The sequence below is a fragment of the Paenibacillus marchantiae genome (assembly GCF_028771845.1).
Classification (GTDB): Bacteria; Bacillota; Bacilli; order Paenibacillales; family Paenibacillaceae; genus Paenibacillus; species Paenibacillus marchantiae.
The window spans coordinates 4,336,119-4,351,387 of record NZ_CP118270.1; the positions used below are offsets into that span (position 1 = coordinate 4,336,119).

Consider the following 15,269-nt stretch of genomic DNA (forward strand, 5'->3'; position numbering starts at 1 on the left):
AAATTTTCATCTAGGAGGAGATTTTATGCGGGAATTAACAAGAGATGATGTAAACGCTGCTGTCAAAGGCGGCTCTGTATTTGCCAGCGGCGGCGGAGGCTGGGTGGATCATGGACTGGAGATTGGACACGCGGCACTGAGTATCGGACGACCGAAGCTCCTGTCGGTAGATGAACTGCCGGATGACGCCATTATATTGACATGTACCGCAATTGGGGCACCTGCCGGACGAGACTGGCAAATGCTTGGAAAGGACTACATTAAGGCTGTACAGCTAATCATTGAAAACTATGATGGCAAAATAGCCGGGGTCATGACTCCGCAGAATGGTATGTCCAGCACCATTAACGGTTGGCTGCCAGCAGCAGCCCTTGGTCTTGCTGTTATTGATGCTACTGGAGATATCCGCGCACATCCGACAGGCAAGATGGGCTCACTTGGCCTCGCGTCTTCTATTGATTACGAGACGATACAAGCAGTGGCTGGCGGCAAACCAGAGATTGGCAGCTACATGGAACTTGTGGTTAAGGGAACTCCGGCACGGACCTCCAATATACTGCGTACTGCTTCGGACATGGCGGGTGGGTTTATTGCTGCCGCACGGCACCCGCTCCCGATCAAACATATTAAGAAGCACGCTGCGATCGGTGGCATCTCGATAGCGATTGAGTTGGGCCGTGTCATTATGGAGGCAGAGCCGGATGGTCCGGAAGCGGTGCTAGAGGCCGTGGTACACAAGACCAATGGAAGAATCCTCGGCAGAGGGACGGTGACGACAAAAAATGTTCATTATTCAGGTGCTTTCGATGTGGGTACGATCGAAGTATCCATCCCCAACCGTAGGCTTACACTTCATGTGATGAATGAATATATGGCTGTTGAGGACGATGAAGGTACACGCCTGACCACGTTCCCGGACGTAATTACTACGTTTGACCTGAAGAAGGGTCTGCCTGTGAGTGTAGGAGATGTTGAAGAGGGTATGGAAATAGCGGTCTTCGCCATTGATAAATCCAAGGTACCACTGAGTTCCAGTGTAAAGGACCCCACCGTATATCCCGAGGTGGAAGAAATGCTGGGCATCGATTTGCAGAGCTATGCTTTTGACAAGGAGAAAACAATCTATGCTTGAGGAGAGCATTCTCTTGCTCAGCTCTAACCAAATTGTATTGGACGGAAGCCGCATGACCATTGAGGATGTGGAGAGTGTGGCTCGTTCGCGGAGATCCGTAGTGATTGCAGATGAAGCCTGGGAACGACTAGTCTCTGCACGTAAAGTAATTTATGAACTAGCTGCAGAAGGCGTTCCTGTCTATGGACTGAATCGTGGAGTAGGCTGGAATAAGGACAAGGTCATCGGAGATGATTATTTTGAAGATTATAACCGGAATTTATTGTTATCTCACAGTGCTGGGGTGAAGCCGGAGGCTACAGAAGATGTCGTTCGTGCTGTGATGCTTGCCCGGTTAAATAGCCTGCTTGCAGGAGCTACCGGTGCTCAGCCCGATATTGCCAAACGTTATGCAGATTTTCTCAATATGGGTATTCACCCGGTTCTACCGCTTCGCGGATCTGTGGGTGCGGCGGATATTACCTCGATTTCGCATATCGGTCTGGCCATGATTGGTAAAGGTGAAGTGAACATGGCAGGCAATCGGATACCAGCGAGCGATGCGTTAATGGTAATGAGTTTGGAACCCCTGCGCCTTGGCCCCAAGGACGGTCTGGCTATCGTCAGTTCCAATGCTCTCTCAGCCGGAAACGGAGCACTGGCGCTCTTCGACATCCAAGAATTACTGGATACCGCAGACTCTGTATACGCGCTGTCTTTGGAAGCCATCCGGGGAAATATTAGTCCGTTGGATGAAGCGGTTCATCTCAAGCGTCCTTTTCCAGGGCAGTTAAAGAGCCTGGCCATGGTCCGGCGTAGTCTGCGTGGCAGCGGACTCTGGAATGGTTTTAATCCTGATTCGCTGCAAGACCCGCTGAGCTTCCGTGACGCTTGCCAGATTCATGGTGCGGCAAGAGATGCTTATGCCTATGCGCGCCAGCAGCTTGAAGTTCATCTCAATAGCTCGGACGATAACCCCTGTGTGCTGACGGAAGAGCGGAGAATCTTGTCCTGCGCCAATTATGATCCCATAACATGGACATTAGGCTTCGAGATGCTTGGAAGTGCGCTGCATCATGTATCCAAAAGTTCATGCTATCGCATGATCAAGCTGGGTGACCCGGACTTTACAGGGTTAAGCCGTTTCTTAACTGCTGATTCGAGCAGCTCCGTCGGTTTCTGCACGGTTCAGAAAACAGCAACCTCACTGGATGCAGAAATTCGTCATTTGAGTAATCCGGTTTCATCTGATTATTTCTCACTGGCGGGAGACATGGAGGATCATGCAGCCAATTCTCCTTACGTTGTAAGCAAGGTAAGAGAGATTGTTGATCGTGTTACTTATATTTTGGCGATTGAAGCGCTCCATGCTGCTCAAGCTATTGATCTGCGTATGGATATGACTCTGGGTGAGGGGACAAGAGCAGGTTATGAACTGTTGCGTTCCGAGGTTCCTTTTTTGTCAGAAGACCGTAATCAAACCATAGATATAGAGCGTGCTTACCTTCTGCTTAAGGAAGGGAAATGGCTGAAAGCAGTTCGTGGGAAGATGAATTAATTCTCTCAATAATGATGGAAAGAGGAGGAAGTTACAATGGCACATGTTGATCCCCAGTGGTCTTTACGGGACCATTCCCATGAGAGCTGGCAAATTCGTGCGGAGGTCAGTCCAAAGTGGATTCGCGTAAAATTTGACGGGCAGTTTATCGCAGACAGCAAGGAAGTTCTCGTTGTTACCGAAACAGGTAGACTCCCCGTTTATTATTTTCCGAAGAAAGATGTGAACCTTGACGTATTCATACCTTCAGAAAAGCTGGTGAATGATCCGTATAAAGGAAATCAATTGTTTTGGCATATTAGCAGCGGTGGACGTACGGTAGAGAATGCGGTATGGAGCTATTCGGGTGTGCAACAGGAAGAGGTCTATTTGCAGAATCATTATTCTTTTTCATGGAACAAAGTAGATGCCTGGTATGAAGAAGAGGAAGAAGTATTCGTTCATGCGCGGGACCCATATTCCAGGGTGGATGCGATTCCAGCCTCACGTCATGTTCAAATCGAGTTAGATGGAGTAATTGTTGCTGATAGCAAGCGACCTGTGATTCTCTATGAGACAGGATTGACCCCACGTTATTATCTTCATCAGGAGGATGTGCGCCTTGATTTGTTGAAGCCCGTTGATTTAACCACAACTTGCCCTTATAAAGGGATAGCCAGCTATTGGACTGCTTCAGTTAATGAAAGAGAATACAATAATCTTGTTTGGAGCTATAAGGACCCATTACCAGAAGTTCATGAAGTTGAAGGACTGTTATGCTTTTATCATGAGTCAGTGGATGCGCTCTATGTGGATGGAGTAAAGTGGTCCCTATCTGCTGATGATCGCCTTCCTTACAGCAATTTAGGATGGGGGTAAAGTGAAATGGTAAATCATCTGAATTCATCTATTGCCTGCTCTCTGCGTCAGGAAGATAAACTAATGTTGAAGGCAGATCTAAATCCGCGCCGGGTCCACATCACGTTTGCTGGTGAGACTATTGCGGACAGCACACGTGTTATTACACTTCATGAGCGCGGCAAGCTACCGGTATATTATTTTCCACAAGTAGATGTGTCGCAACAATTTCTGGTGAAGACCGAGTTGCAGACCCACTGCCCTATTAAAGGGGATGCTTCTTACTGGACCATTCAAGTGGGTGAGCGTATTTCTGAAAATGTAGTCTGGGGTTATGAGAATCCACTTAAGGACATCGAGTCGATCAAAGGTTTTGTGGCTTTCTATTGGAACAAGGTGGACGCCTGGTATGAAGAAGAAGAGCAGATCTTCGTCCACCCGCGTGACCCATACAAGCGAGTTGATGCGATCCAAAGTTCCCGCCATGTTCAGATCGTTCTAGATGGCATCAAGCTTGCAGATAGCCGCCGCCCGATGATTGTATTTGAAACGGGCGTCCCCGTTCGCTATTATCTTCCGATTGAAGACGTGGATCAGAATGTGCTCACCGCAAATGACAAGCAGACATCCTGCCCTTATAAAGGTGATGCATCCTACTGGACGGCTGTTCTCAATGGACAGACCTATGAGAATATCGTGTGGAGCTATCTAAATCCAATTCCTGAAATTCCAAAGATTGCTGGATCGATGTCGTTTTATAATGAGCAAGTCGATGTCTATGTGGATGGCGAGTTACAGCCCAAACCAAAATGGTACTATTCTGCACTTGAATTCTTTAATGAAACTGAAGTAACTGTCAGAAGACAATGATGAGTGTGTGATGGGGGACTCTGTCTGCTGCATAAGCGGATAGCGCCCTTTTTTTGATGATTGGCTCAAAAGCCTTGTCAATACACAACGATTTGAATACCTTATGACATAACACAAAAGAGGAGGAGATTACATGAGTGAAGTAGGATATGGAAATGTTGGAGGTCTTGGTGGATACGGTGGTTTCACATCCATCGGTGCAATCCTTGTTCTGTTCATCTTGTTGGTCATCATCTCTAAAGCGTTCCTGGTTTAATTCCTTTACCTTATGAACAACTCTGCTGGCATTCCGCTGGCAGGGTCTTTTTGTCATGATTACAATTTGAAAGCGTTTGACATATAGAATTATCAATCTATAATTATGGAGTTATGCATTCAACATAGAATGGATGAAGTTAAGGAGAATAGGTTGGAATGACACTTAAAAAAAGGATCTTTTTGCTGTTTTTTCTCAGTGCGTTTATTCCCTTCATTAGTATATTTGCAATTTCCTACTACACCATTGATTCCATTTTTGCGAACAAGATCGATGATGGCATTCGGAGCAATTTACAGCAGGTGACTTCCTCACTGGAGAATTCGATCACCAACCTGAATCATGTTACTCAGCAATTGTCTTACAGTGGTACATTAGGTAAAAAGTTGGATGAGGTGTTGAAACCATCCTCCAATATATTTGAATTGATTGAAACGCGGGATGAATTAAAGAGCGAATTAAATGTCGTAACGTTTACCAACCCGAATATAGGTTTGACATTGTATTATTTTCAGAAGGATGGCTCCACACAGTTCGGAAACTTTCCCATAAAGGACCGTTTTTCACCCGAATCTTTGCCTGTGCTCTCCAAAGCATATGGGATCACCTACTATGGTCCTCATGTCAGTATGAACCGGTTTGATGATCAACTCGTCTTATCCGCCATGCGGAAGGTAAAATTACCCCAGAGGGACGATGCTTATATTTACGTTGAATCCGGTTTTCACCTTGCGCAGGATATATTGGGTTACAATCAGTACAAAGGAGATTTATCCCACTTGATCCTCGATGGAGAGGGAAACATTGTGTACAGTGAGATCCCTGAAGCGATGAAAGTCGGGGAGAATTTCTCCAGCTTATCGAATGGTGCAGCATCGGACGGTATAGCTCGCGGTCATCATTGGTTCAGACAGGATTCCACTCAGAACTGGAGTGTTGTGTCGGTGATCTCGCAGGCCAAGTATCAACAGGAGAAAAACCAATGGTTGCTTCAAATATTACTGGTCGCTTTATTTTTCCTTGGATTTACGGTATTTCTGGCTTGGTTGCTGTGGAAGATGGTTTATAAACCCCTCGGTCTGTTCCATTCGCAAATCAACGGAATGTCTCAAAATCCACAAACGGCAGGCAGTCAGACCCGTACGCAAATTCCCGAATTTGATTTTCTGTTAGGCGAATTCTCGAATATGCAGCATCAAATCGGTGACCTCTTTAAAGAGGTGCAGCAGAAAGAGAAAATTCGTGCAGACCTTGAAGTAGAGAAGCTGTTGTATCAGATTAATCCTCATTTTTTGATGAATACGCTGGATACGGTACACTGGCTGGCGGTAATGAATGGACAAGGGGAGATTGACAAGCTGGTGCAGTCCCTGAATAAGTTGTTGTACTACAATTTGGGTAAATTAGGACAGGTTTCCACGATGGAAGAGGAAATTGACGCGCTTAGACAGTACTTGATCCTGCAGCAAATCCGATATGATTTTGAATTTGATGTGCGTATTTCCGCAGATGAGCAAGTGCTTCAAATACCTGTACCTCGTTTTATACTACAGCCGTTGGTTGAAAATTCACTTTATCACGGACTGAGCGACGAAGGTTTTATTCAAATTGAAGTCACACGCAAAGAAACGCTAAACATTATGATTCAGGATAACGGAGCAGGCATGACGGAGGAAGCGATTGAGAGACTTCTAAACAATCGTGTAGCTGAACATCAAAAAGTAGGGATGGGCATTGGGCTCAATTACGTTCACCGCATGTTAAAAGCACAATACGGTGATCAAGCTCAACTGGTGATTGAGAGTGAATTGGGAACAGGGACAAGCATATTGCTTATACTTCCGATCAAAGGAGAAGATATCTCGGCATGATTAAGGTATTGATTGTGGATGACGATAAATTGGTACGAAAAGGAATAAGCTCCGCGATGCCGTGGAACGAGTTCGGCATGGAGGTAGTTGGAGAAGCAAGTAACGGGGCTAAGGCATTGGATTTTCTGGAATCCAACTCGGTAGATCTGATGTTAACGGATCTGGCGATGCCGGTGATGTCTGGCATTGAACTGATGCGCGCTGCAAGGCAGCTCTACCCGGAACTTCATATTGTCGTGCTTACTCTTCATCAGGATTTTGATTATATCCAGGAAGCACTTAGGCTGGGAGCGATCGATTATATAGCCAAAGTTCAGCTCGAGAAGGAGCAGTTCGAACATGTGTTGAATCGAATACATACCCGGATTGGTGAGCTCGCGAATACAAGACGAAAGCTGCCGCAGCTTGGTGAAACTAATATCCATTACCGTAAAGTGTATGCTCTGGTTTCACTGGACCGAAAGTCCGGCCAGAATTGGCCCATTGGACTCGAATCCAATGTAGACGAGGTCCTATTTGAAGTGGAACGGAACAGCTGGATGTGGGCGGCATCCCTGGATGGAGAGGATCAGCTATTCGATAGATTGAAGGGATACTTGGATCAAATTCCCCAAGGAGCCCTACTTGTGTTGTCTGATGTTCAAGAACGGACATGGTCGCAAATTCAAAACTGGATTATAAACTATACAGAAACGTCCTTATTTTATGCGTATGAACCCCAAGATCCGGTTATTGCCGTTTCCTTGAATGAACAAGACACTTCTCCAACAGAACCTCAGGATGAGGACATGGATCGAATTAAGCGAAGTTGGTTTCTATCTCCGTGGACGCATAACGACAATTTTTATAACCAGCTTGTTGAAGAGTTTAAATCCCTAAGGCTGCAAAAAGGGCAATTGATGGGATTACTGTATTCCCTTGTCATGGAGTGGAACCATCTTTTTGCCCAGACTACGCTGGGCAGAATCTCAATGATCCATTCTTTTCAATCCTGGTACGAAGTGGAACAATGGATCAAGCAGACCTCTGAGAGTATTCGAAAGGCGGATGAACAGACTTCGTATTCTCAGGAAATGATAGATGGTGTGAAAAAAGCCGTGATGATTATGCAAAATGATTTGGATCAGGCTTTTACAGCTTCAGGGCTGTCCCAGCAACTCAACATTAGTCGAAGTTATTTCAGCCAATGCTTCAAGGACATCATGGGAAAAACCTTTAATGATTACTCCCGATATATCCGAATGGAGAAGTCGAAAGAGTATTTATTGAACACAAACAACACGATTTTCTGGATTGCAGAGCGGGTGGGTTATACGGATGAGAAATATTTCAGCCGAATCTTTCGCGAACTGACAGGCGTGCTGCCTAGTGAATATCGACAATTAGGCAGAGCGGACAAATAGTGTACGCTCCACATAACCGACTGACAATCCGGTGAAAGAAGGGAAAGCAATGATCAAGAAGATGGCTGCGTGTGTTGTTGTCGTCAGCTTGATTGCAGGTATCGTATTTTTCAGTATTTCTTACTTTCGGGAATCGCCTATTGGACCAACAACATCTATACCTGACACAGCCTCCACCGATCCATTTGGCAAATATGAACATCCCGTTTCCATCCGGTTGGGATATGTGGTCGACCCAACTGGTACGGATCTCTCTGAAGGAGAGACATTAGAAAAGAACATGTGGAAAACGGCGATTAAACAAAACCTTAACATTGATGTTGAAGTCATGTGGCAGGTATCCAAAGAGAATTTCGGTCAGAAAATTGATTTGGCTATCGCCAGCAATGATTTGCCAGATGCGATGATCGTTAATCAGGTTCAGTTGAATGAGATGGTCAAAGCGGGAGAAATTGAAGATCTAACCAAGGCATACGCAAGCAGCGCTTCACCCGAGATGAAGAAAATTATCGACAGCACTAATGGATTGGCACGGGAACAAGTGACCTTTGAAGGGAAAATGATGGCTGTTCCGTCTGTGACGGCGGAAGACTTCAGCATGCTCTGGATCAGGCAGGACTGGTTGGATCGTCTTGGGTTGAAACCACCGAAAACGGTGGACGAATTGGAAGCGTTCGCGAAGGCCTTTGTGGAGCAGGACCCGGATGGGAACGGAAAACGGGATACGATCGGGCTTGCCTCAAGCACAAGTCTGTTTAACGATTTCAACAACAGTGCTTTTGCTTTTGATCTAACACCGATCTTCTCGGCTTATGGAGCTTTCCCCGGATATTGGCTCGAAAAAGATGGAAAACCTGCATACGGTTCGATTCTACCAGAGACAAAGAACGCTTTGGTAAGGCTTCGTAATATGTATGCCAAAGGTCTCCTTGATCCAGATCTGGGCATTCGCAAAGAGCCAGAGGAAACTGTTATTAGCGGACAGGCGGGGATGTTCTTTCAAGGTTTCTTTGCAGGCTACTGGCCGCTCCCAAGCGCTTGGCTGAATGATCCCAAGGCGAACTGGCAGGCTTACGCGCTCCCACTGGATGCAAATGGAGCATTTCGTGTGAAGGTGGATAATCCCTCAAGTTCTTTCCTTGTGGTTCGCAAAGGGTATGCTCATCCGGAAGCGATCATTAAAATAAACAATCTGTACCTCCGGGATGAGTTCAAGTATGGTACGAGTTTTATGCTGAGCCGCAATTTCTTTGCTCCAGCAGATGAAGCACGATTTGAATCCAAAGCCGTGCAGGAGATTCTGACCGGAACCAAATCCCCAGCTGATTTCAAGGACAAGTCCGAATATAAGCTGTTGGAAAATACGGTTTCGACGATAAAACAAACCAAGCTAAAGCCTTATGATCAACTTGGCATTTCGTATTGGGATCAGCACAGTGAGAACTTTATGCGTGGTTATTCATTACTCGTGGGTGGAAGAAACTTCTTTGATCCGAATATTCATAAAGTTCGAAGCCTTACCTACAAACGCACGCCAGCCATGGAGAGCTCGTGGGTTAAACTATCCAAATTGGAACATGATACGTTTTTGAAAATTATTTTAGGCGCTGCACCGATCGATTCATTCGATCAATTTGTACAGGAGTGGAAGGAACAGGGCGGCGATCAAGTAACTGCTGAAGTGACTGCATCCCAGAATCAACGCTGAAGAGCTAACCTTTACAACGCTGAATTCCACACGTTTTTGTACTCAATTCAATCATTCATAGCCGGTAGACTCCTGTTTGAGGAGTTTGTCGGTTTTTCTTTGTGCCACACTCGCTGTGCTACCTTCCCTTATTAACGAGGATAGACAAATGTAAGTCAGTAGGTAAGATAAATGTTCACAACCTCCATGTTGCTCGTTGATCCGAGTGAAAACTGTATACATTTCTCTATCCAAACTAGCGTTTAATCCCTATCTCGATTAAGCTTCTCCAAGTTTTATAATGAAAGCGCAAACAACATGATAGAGAAATAATCAGAACGAAGGGGAGTTGAATTTGATGAGAAATAATTGGTCAATAAAAAGCAAACTGTTGACGAAACGACTGGCTGTGCTGTCCATGTCCGCATTGATGGTTTCCGTCCTTGCAGCCTGTGGGGGATCCTCCAATCCACCGACTGCTGAGGATGCAGGCCAATATGAGGTAACACCTGGAGATCCGTTCAGTGCCTATAAAGACGAAGTGACGGTAACGATGGGGCGTGTTACGACGGCGAACCCGAAATTACCGGCTGGAGATACATATGAGAACAATGCGTATACCCGTCTGGTTAAAGAATCGTTTAACGCACAAATTAAGGACCAATTTGAGGCTAACGGTGAAGATTACAGTCGTCAAGTTTCTCTTGCAATCGCTTCCGGGGAACTGCCCGATATGATGCGTGTCGATTCCAAGGATGAACTTAAAGAACTTGTTGATAATGATCTGATTGAAGATCTGACGGAAGTATACAAACAATATGCCACCGATAACATCAAACAGGTTTACGACTCCTACGATGGCCGTGCACTGGACAATGCCACGATTGATGGCCGACTGATGGGCCTTCCAGCAACCTCTCTGGACTCCGCACCAACTATGGTTTGGGTTCGTCAAGATTGGCTGGATGTGCTGGGAATCAAACTAGATGCTGACGGAGACGGTGCCATCAAGCTCGAAGATGTAGAGAAAACAGCAGAAGAGTTCCTGAAAAAAGATCCTGGGCAAACCGGGAAACCGGTGGGCATTCCTTTTGTGAACACCCTGAATACGACGGACTATAATGGTTCTGCCTACACCATGCTGGGTGTTGCTTCAACCGAAGGGGCGTATCCTCAATACTGGATGAAGGGTGAAGACGGCAGCATCGTTTATGGTTCAACTACAGAGGAAACCAAGCAGATGCTGGGTGTTATGGCCGACTGGTTCAAGAGAGGTATCATTGACCCGCAATTTGGAACCCGTACATTTGACGATATCAATGCACTATACACAAACGGTCAGAGCGGAATTGCTTTTGGACCGTGGCACATTCCAGACTGGGGATTGAGCAGTGTTAAACAGATGGATAAACATGCGAAATTCACGGCTTACACGCTGGAAGATGCAGACGGCAAGGTAAACGTGGCACACGCCAATCCATCCGGTCAGTTTATCGTAGTGAGAAAAGGATATGAACACCCGGAACTCGCGATTAAAATTATAAATCTGTTCTACGATAAACTGGCAAATGACAAAGATGTCGCAACTACCATGCCAGAGGCAGCCAAGTATTTGGAAAGCGGCGTAGACGGTTCAACCAGACCTTTTAATATCGAAGTCAACTCGGCAACCTCACTGCTGGATGATTACTCCGACGTCGTTCGTGGAATTAAAGGCGAGATCGGTTTGGATCAAGTTCGTACAACAGAATCGAAGAACAATATTGGCAGTATCCAAACGTACTTGAAAGACCAGGATACGGATGATGTAACAGCTTGGTCGAAATATCACTCACGTATGAACGGAGTGGGGCTAATTGATAAGTTGACCCAAGAAGGCAAATTTAACTGGATGACGCCAGCGTTCTCTGGAACTACACCAAGCATGAAACAGACGTGGGCTAACCTGACCAAGATGGAACAGGAATCTTTCATCAAAATCATAACGGGTGCAGAACCGCTGGATTACTTCGAAACATTCGTCACCAATTGGAAGAAACAAGGCGGCGATCAAGTGATCCAGGAGATCGAAGCCGAGACCACATCCCAAAAATAATTAAGCTAACACTGCTGACAGGCTGCGCTAAGCAGCCTTTCTTCAGGAAAGGGGTTCATCCATGAAGCAGGAAAAATATAAAGCAAGAAACCGCTTGGGCACGGGTGCCATGTATCATATGATGATGTTGCCAGGCATTTTATTTTTGCTGGTATTCAGCTACATTCCAATGGTTGGTGTCATTACGGCGTTTCAGGATTATGTACCAGCCAAAGGTATGTTTGGCTCCGAGTTTGTTGGACTCAAGCATTTTATTTATATGTTCAAACTGCCGGACATCGGCCAAGTGATCAGCAATACGTTGGTGATTGCCATCGCCAAGATTCTACTCGGGACACTGATGGCCATCATTTTTTCCATTTTATTAAATGAAATCCGTTTTAAATTCGTTAAAAAATCCGTGCAGACCATTGTATATCTGCCTCACTTTTTGTCTTGGGTCGTTCTGGCCTCCGTGGTCGTTAACATGTTCAGCCTGGATGGAAGTGTAAATCAGATTTTAGCCTTTTTCGGCTTGGAAAATATTAATTTTCTCGGAAGCAATACCTGGTTCCAACCGCTAATTATCGGGACGGACGTATGGAAGGAATTCGGTTATAGTTCCATCGTTTATTTGGCTGCAATTACCTCGATTGATCCCGGCCTATATGAAGCGTCAGGCATAGATGGAGCGAGCTGGTGGAGAAAAGTATGGCATATTACATTGCCGGGTATGCTGCCTATTATCCTGCTCATGGGGGTCATGAGTCTGACCAATATTTTGAGCGCAGGCTTCGATCAAATCTACAATCTGTATAACCCGGTTGTCTATGAGTCGGGCGATATTCTGGATACCTATGTATACCGGATTGGTCTCGTTGGTAGACAGTATAGTTTTGGTACGGCTGTTGGGTTGTTCAAGTCAGTGATCGGTATTGTTCTATTATTGTCCGCCAACGAATTGGCCAAAAAATACACCGACAGAAAAATATTCTAAGGAGGCGAAACTTGTGTCTTATTCCGCAAGCCTGAAAGACCGAATGGGCCGGTTTGTCATCTACGCCATCGTTATATTGCTGGCTTTGATCTGCCTCCTTCCATTATGGAATATCGTTGCGATTTCATTCAGCAGCAGTGAGGCCGTCTCGGCCAATGCCGTAGGTCTGTTACCCGTCAAGTTTACAACAGCCGCTTATTCGAAAATTATTGAGGATGCGCAGTTCTGGCGATCCTTTGGCATTTCCGTTCTACGTGTGGCTCTATCCCTTATACTCAACATGATTCTTATTGTTTTGATGGCTTACCCGCTCTCCAAATCGAAAAGGGAGTTTAAGGGCAGAAATATATATATGAATGTCATGATTTTTGCCATGCTGTTCAGTGGGGGCATGATCCCTAGTTATCTGTTGATCAAAAACCTGGATATGCTCAATACAATTTGGTCGCTTGTACTGCCAGGTGCTGTCCCGATATTCAGTGTCATCCTTGTTATGAACTTCTTCGCCGCAGTACCTAAAGCGCTTGAAGAAGCGGCTTTTATCGATGGAGCGAACGCATTGCAGGTTCTGTTCAAAGTGTATGTGCCCGTCTCTATTCCGGCGCTGGCGACTGTATCCCTATTCAGTATCGTGGGCACATGGAATGATTTCTTTAGTGGATTGATCTATATGACCAAAGTCAGCAATTATCCGTTAATGACCTACATACAGTCTCTTAACGTAAATATTGCTGAACTTCTGCAATCCGGCACAAACTCTGCTCAGCTCAGCAATCTGACTGAGATTTCGAACAAAAATCTAAATGCAGCCAAAATCGTAGTGGCTGTCATTCCGCTGCTGCTGATTTATCCGCTGCTGCAAAAATACTTTGTAACCGGAATTGTTGTGGGGTCGGTAAAAGAATAATAGTGAATGAAACGGATATTGGATAAGCAGAATCTGGTTCAAGAGAAAGGTGGTGCGTTATGGGAAATAAAAATTGGTGGAAAGAAATTGTCGTATATCAAATTTATCCCCGCAGCTTTCAAGATAGCAATGGTGACGGAATCGGGGATCTGAAAGGTGTATTATCCCGACTCGATTATCTGAAGGATCTTGGCATCGGTGCGATCTGGCTGTCACCAGTGTGCAAGTCTCCGCAAGATGACAACGGGTATGACATTTCCGATTATCAGGATATCGATCCGATGTTTGGTTCACTTGAAGATATGGAATTGCTAATTCAGGAGGCGGGCAAGCGGGACATCCGAATTATCATGGATCTGGTGCTTAACCACTCATCAGACGAGCACCCCTGGTTCAAGGAAGCCCGGAAAAGCAAGGATAATCCGTACCACGATTATTATGTGTGGAGAGATGGTGTGGAAGGAACACCTCCCAACGATTTAGGTTCAACGTTTGGTGGATCGGCCTGGGAATGGGTCCCCGAGTTGGGACAGTATTATCTGCATCTTTTCTCTGCTAAACAACCGGATCTTAACTGGGAGAACCCCAAGGTACGGCAGGAGATATACGATATGATTCAATGGTGGATGGATAAAGGCGTAGGTGGTTTCCGTCTTGATGTTATCGATCTGATTGGCAAGCAGCCTGACCTCAAAATTACAGGAAATGGGCCAAATCTGCACCAATATATGCGTGAACTCAGTAAAGAGACATTCCAGAAGGGTGATCTGCTAACCGTCGGAGAAACCTGGGGAGCAACGCCCGAGAGTGCCAAGCTTTATAGCAACCCGGACGGCAGTGAACTATCCATGGTCTTCCAATTTGAACATATTAGCCTGGATGAGCAGGAGGGGAAAGGCAAGTGGGATCTCCAGCCGCTGGATCTGCTTCAATTAAAGAAAGTGTTATCCAAATGGCAGACCGAACTGAAAGGAGAAGCCTGGAACAGCTTGTTCTGGAACAACCATGACCTTCCGCGGATCGTGTCCCGTTGGGGAAATGACGGGGAATATCGTGTGCAGTCTGCCAAAATGCTGGCTACTCTTCTTCATGGCATGCAAGGTACGCCATATGTGTACCAGGGTGAAGAGTTAGGCATGACGAACGTACGTTACCCAATTGAAGAATACCGTGATATTGAGTTGCTGAATCTGTATAAGGAACGGGTCGAGAATGGGTATCCAGAGGAAGAAGTGATGGAATCCATTTATGCAAAAGGCCGTGATAACGCACGTACGCCGATGCAGTGGGATGCTTCCGAAAATGCGGGTTTTACGGAAGGCAAACCATGGATTTTGGTAAATCCGAATTACACGGAGATTAATGCGGAAGAATCTATACATGATTCAGATTCCATTTACCATTACTATAAAACACTGATTCAGCTGCGAAAAGAGCATGAAGTGATCATTTATGGGGATTATGAACTGTTGTATCCGGAAGACACCAACCTTTTTGCTTACACACGAACACTTGGTGATACCAAATTGCTAGTCCTGTGCAACTTCTATGGCAAAGTTGTTCCATTCCAGCTTCCAAGCGAATTTGCAGGGGATAAAAGATTATTAATTAGTAACTATTCGGACGTTGTTTCAGAAAACGCACTTCGTCCTTATGAAGCAAGGATGTATCTTCTTGTGTAATTTCAAAAGAGGGTTG

The 15,269-nt window shown here is 45.5% G+C and carries 12 protein-coding genes; all 12 read left to right on the plus strand.

The genetic code is table 11. From position 1 onward, the window contains the following. Positions 1-25 precede the first annotated feature (25 nt). The 12 genes from PTQ21_RS19805 (at position 26) to PTQ21_RS19860 (ending at position 15,253) form a co-directional block, all read left to right on the plus strand. On the plus strand, positions 26-1,132 hold the full coding sequence (locus PTQ21_RS19805) for a thiohydantoin desulfurase (RefSeq protein WP_063565151.1): 1,107 nt from the start codon (positions 26-28) through the stop codon (positions 1,130-1,132). Continuing rightward, positions 1,125-2,669 carry an HAL/PAL/TAL family ammonia-lyase gene (locus PTQ21_RS19810; RefSeq protein ID WP_090806142.1) on the plus strand — a complete coding sequence of 515 codons (1,545 nt, stop codon included), beginning with the start codon at positions 1,125-1,127 and terminating at the stop codon, positions 2,667-2,669. The genes PTQ21_RS19805 and PTQ21_RS19810 overlap by 8 nt, the downstream gene beginning before the upstream one ends. 36 nt (positions 2,670-2,705) lie before the next feature. Then, positions 2,706-3,527 (plus strand): DUF427 domain-containing protein, encoded by an 822-nt coding sequence (locus PTQ21_RS19815; protein ID WP_274566838.1) that lies wholly within the window; start codon positions 2,706-2,708, stop codon positions 3,525-3,527. Between the two features lie 6 nt (positions 3,528-3,533). Next, positions 3,534-4,376 (plus strand): DUF427 domain-containing protein, encoded by an 843-nt coding sequence (locus PTQ21_RS19820; protein ID WP_274566839.1) that lies wholly within the window; start codon positions 3,534-3,536, stop codon positions 4,374-4,376. Positions 4,377-4,509: 133 nt separating this feature from the next. Next, positions 4,510-4,632 carry a sporulation protein YjcZ gene (locus PTQ21_RS19825; protein ID WP_079697598.1) on the plus strand — a complete coding sequence of 41 codons (123 nt, stop codon included), beginning with the start codon at positions 4,510-4,512 and terminating at the stop codon, positions 4,630-4,632. Between the two features lie 158 nt (positions 4,633-4,790). After that, positions 4,791-6,503 carry a sensor histidine kinase gene (locus PTQ21_RS19830; RefSeq protein WP_274566841.1) on the plus strand — a complete coding sequence of 571 codons (1,713 nt, stop codon included), beginning with the start codon at positions 4,791-4,793 and terminating at the stop codon, positions 6,501-6,503. Next, on the plus strand, positions 6,500-7,906 hold the full coding sequence (locus tag PTQ21_RS19835) for a response regulator transcription factor (RefSeq protein WP_072732748.1): 1,407 nt from the start codon (positions 6,500-6,502) through the stop codon (positions 7,904-7,906). The genes PTQ21_RS19830 and PTQ21_RS19835 overlap by 4 nt, the downstream gene beginning before the upstream one ends. A gap of 49 nt (positions 7,907-7,955) precedes the next feature. Further along, positions 7,956-9,614 (plus strand): extracellular solute-binding protein, encoded by a 1,659-nt coding sequence (locus PTQ21_RS19840; protein WP_274566844.1) that lies wholly within the window; start codon positions 7,956-7,958, stop codon positions 9,612-9,614. 337 nt (positions 9,615-9,951) lie between these two features. Further along, the gene (locus tag PTQ21_RS19845) at positions 9,952-11,688 is read left to right on the plus strand and encodes an extracellular solute-binding protein (RefSeq protein WP_072732750.1); all 1,737 of its coding nucleotides are present in this window, start codon (positions 9,952-9,954) and stop codon (positions 11,686-11,688) included. Positions 11,689-11,749: 61 nt separating this feature from the next. Then, entirely contained in the window at positions 11,750-12,664 is a 915-nt protein-coding gene (locus tag PTQ21_RS19850) for an ABC transporter permease (protein ID WP_063565144.1), read from the plus strand. A gap of 13 nt (positions 12,665-12,677) precedes the next feature. Further along, entirely contained in the window at positions 12,678-13,571 is an 894-nt protein-coding gene (locus tag PTQ21_RS19855; RefSeq protein ID WP_079697595.1) for a carbohydrate ABC transporter permease, read from the plus strand. Positions 13,572-13,630: 59 nt separating this feature from the next. Beyond that, positions 13,631-15,253, plus strand: a complete 1,623-nt coding sequence (locus tag PTQ21_RS19860) for a glycoside hydrolase family 13 protein (RefSeq protein ID WP_274566845.1) — start codon at positions 13,631-13,633, stop codon at positions 15,251-15,253. The last annotated feature ends 16 nt before the right edge of the window (positions 15,254-15,269 follow it).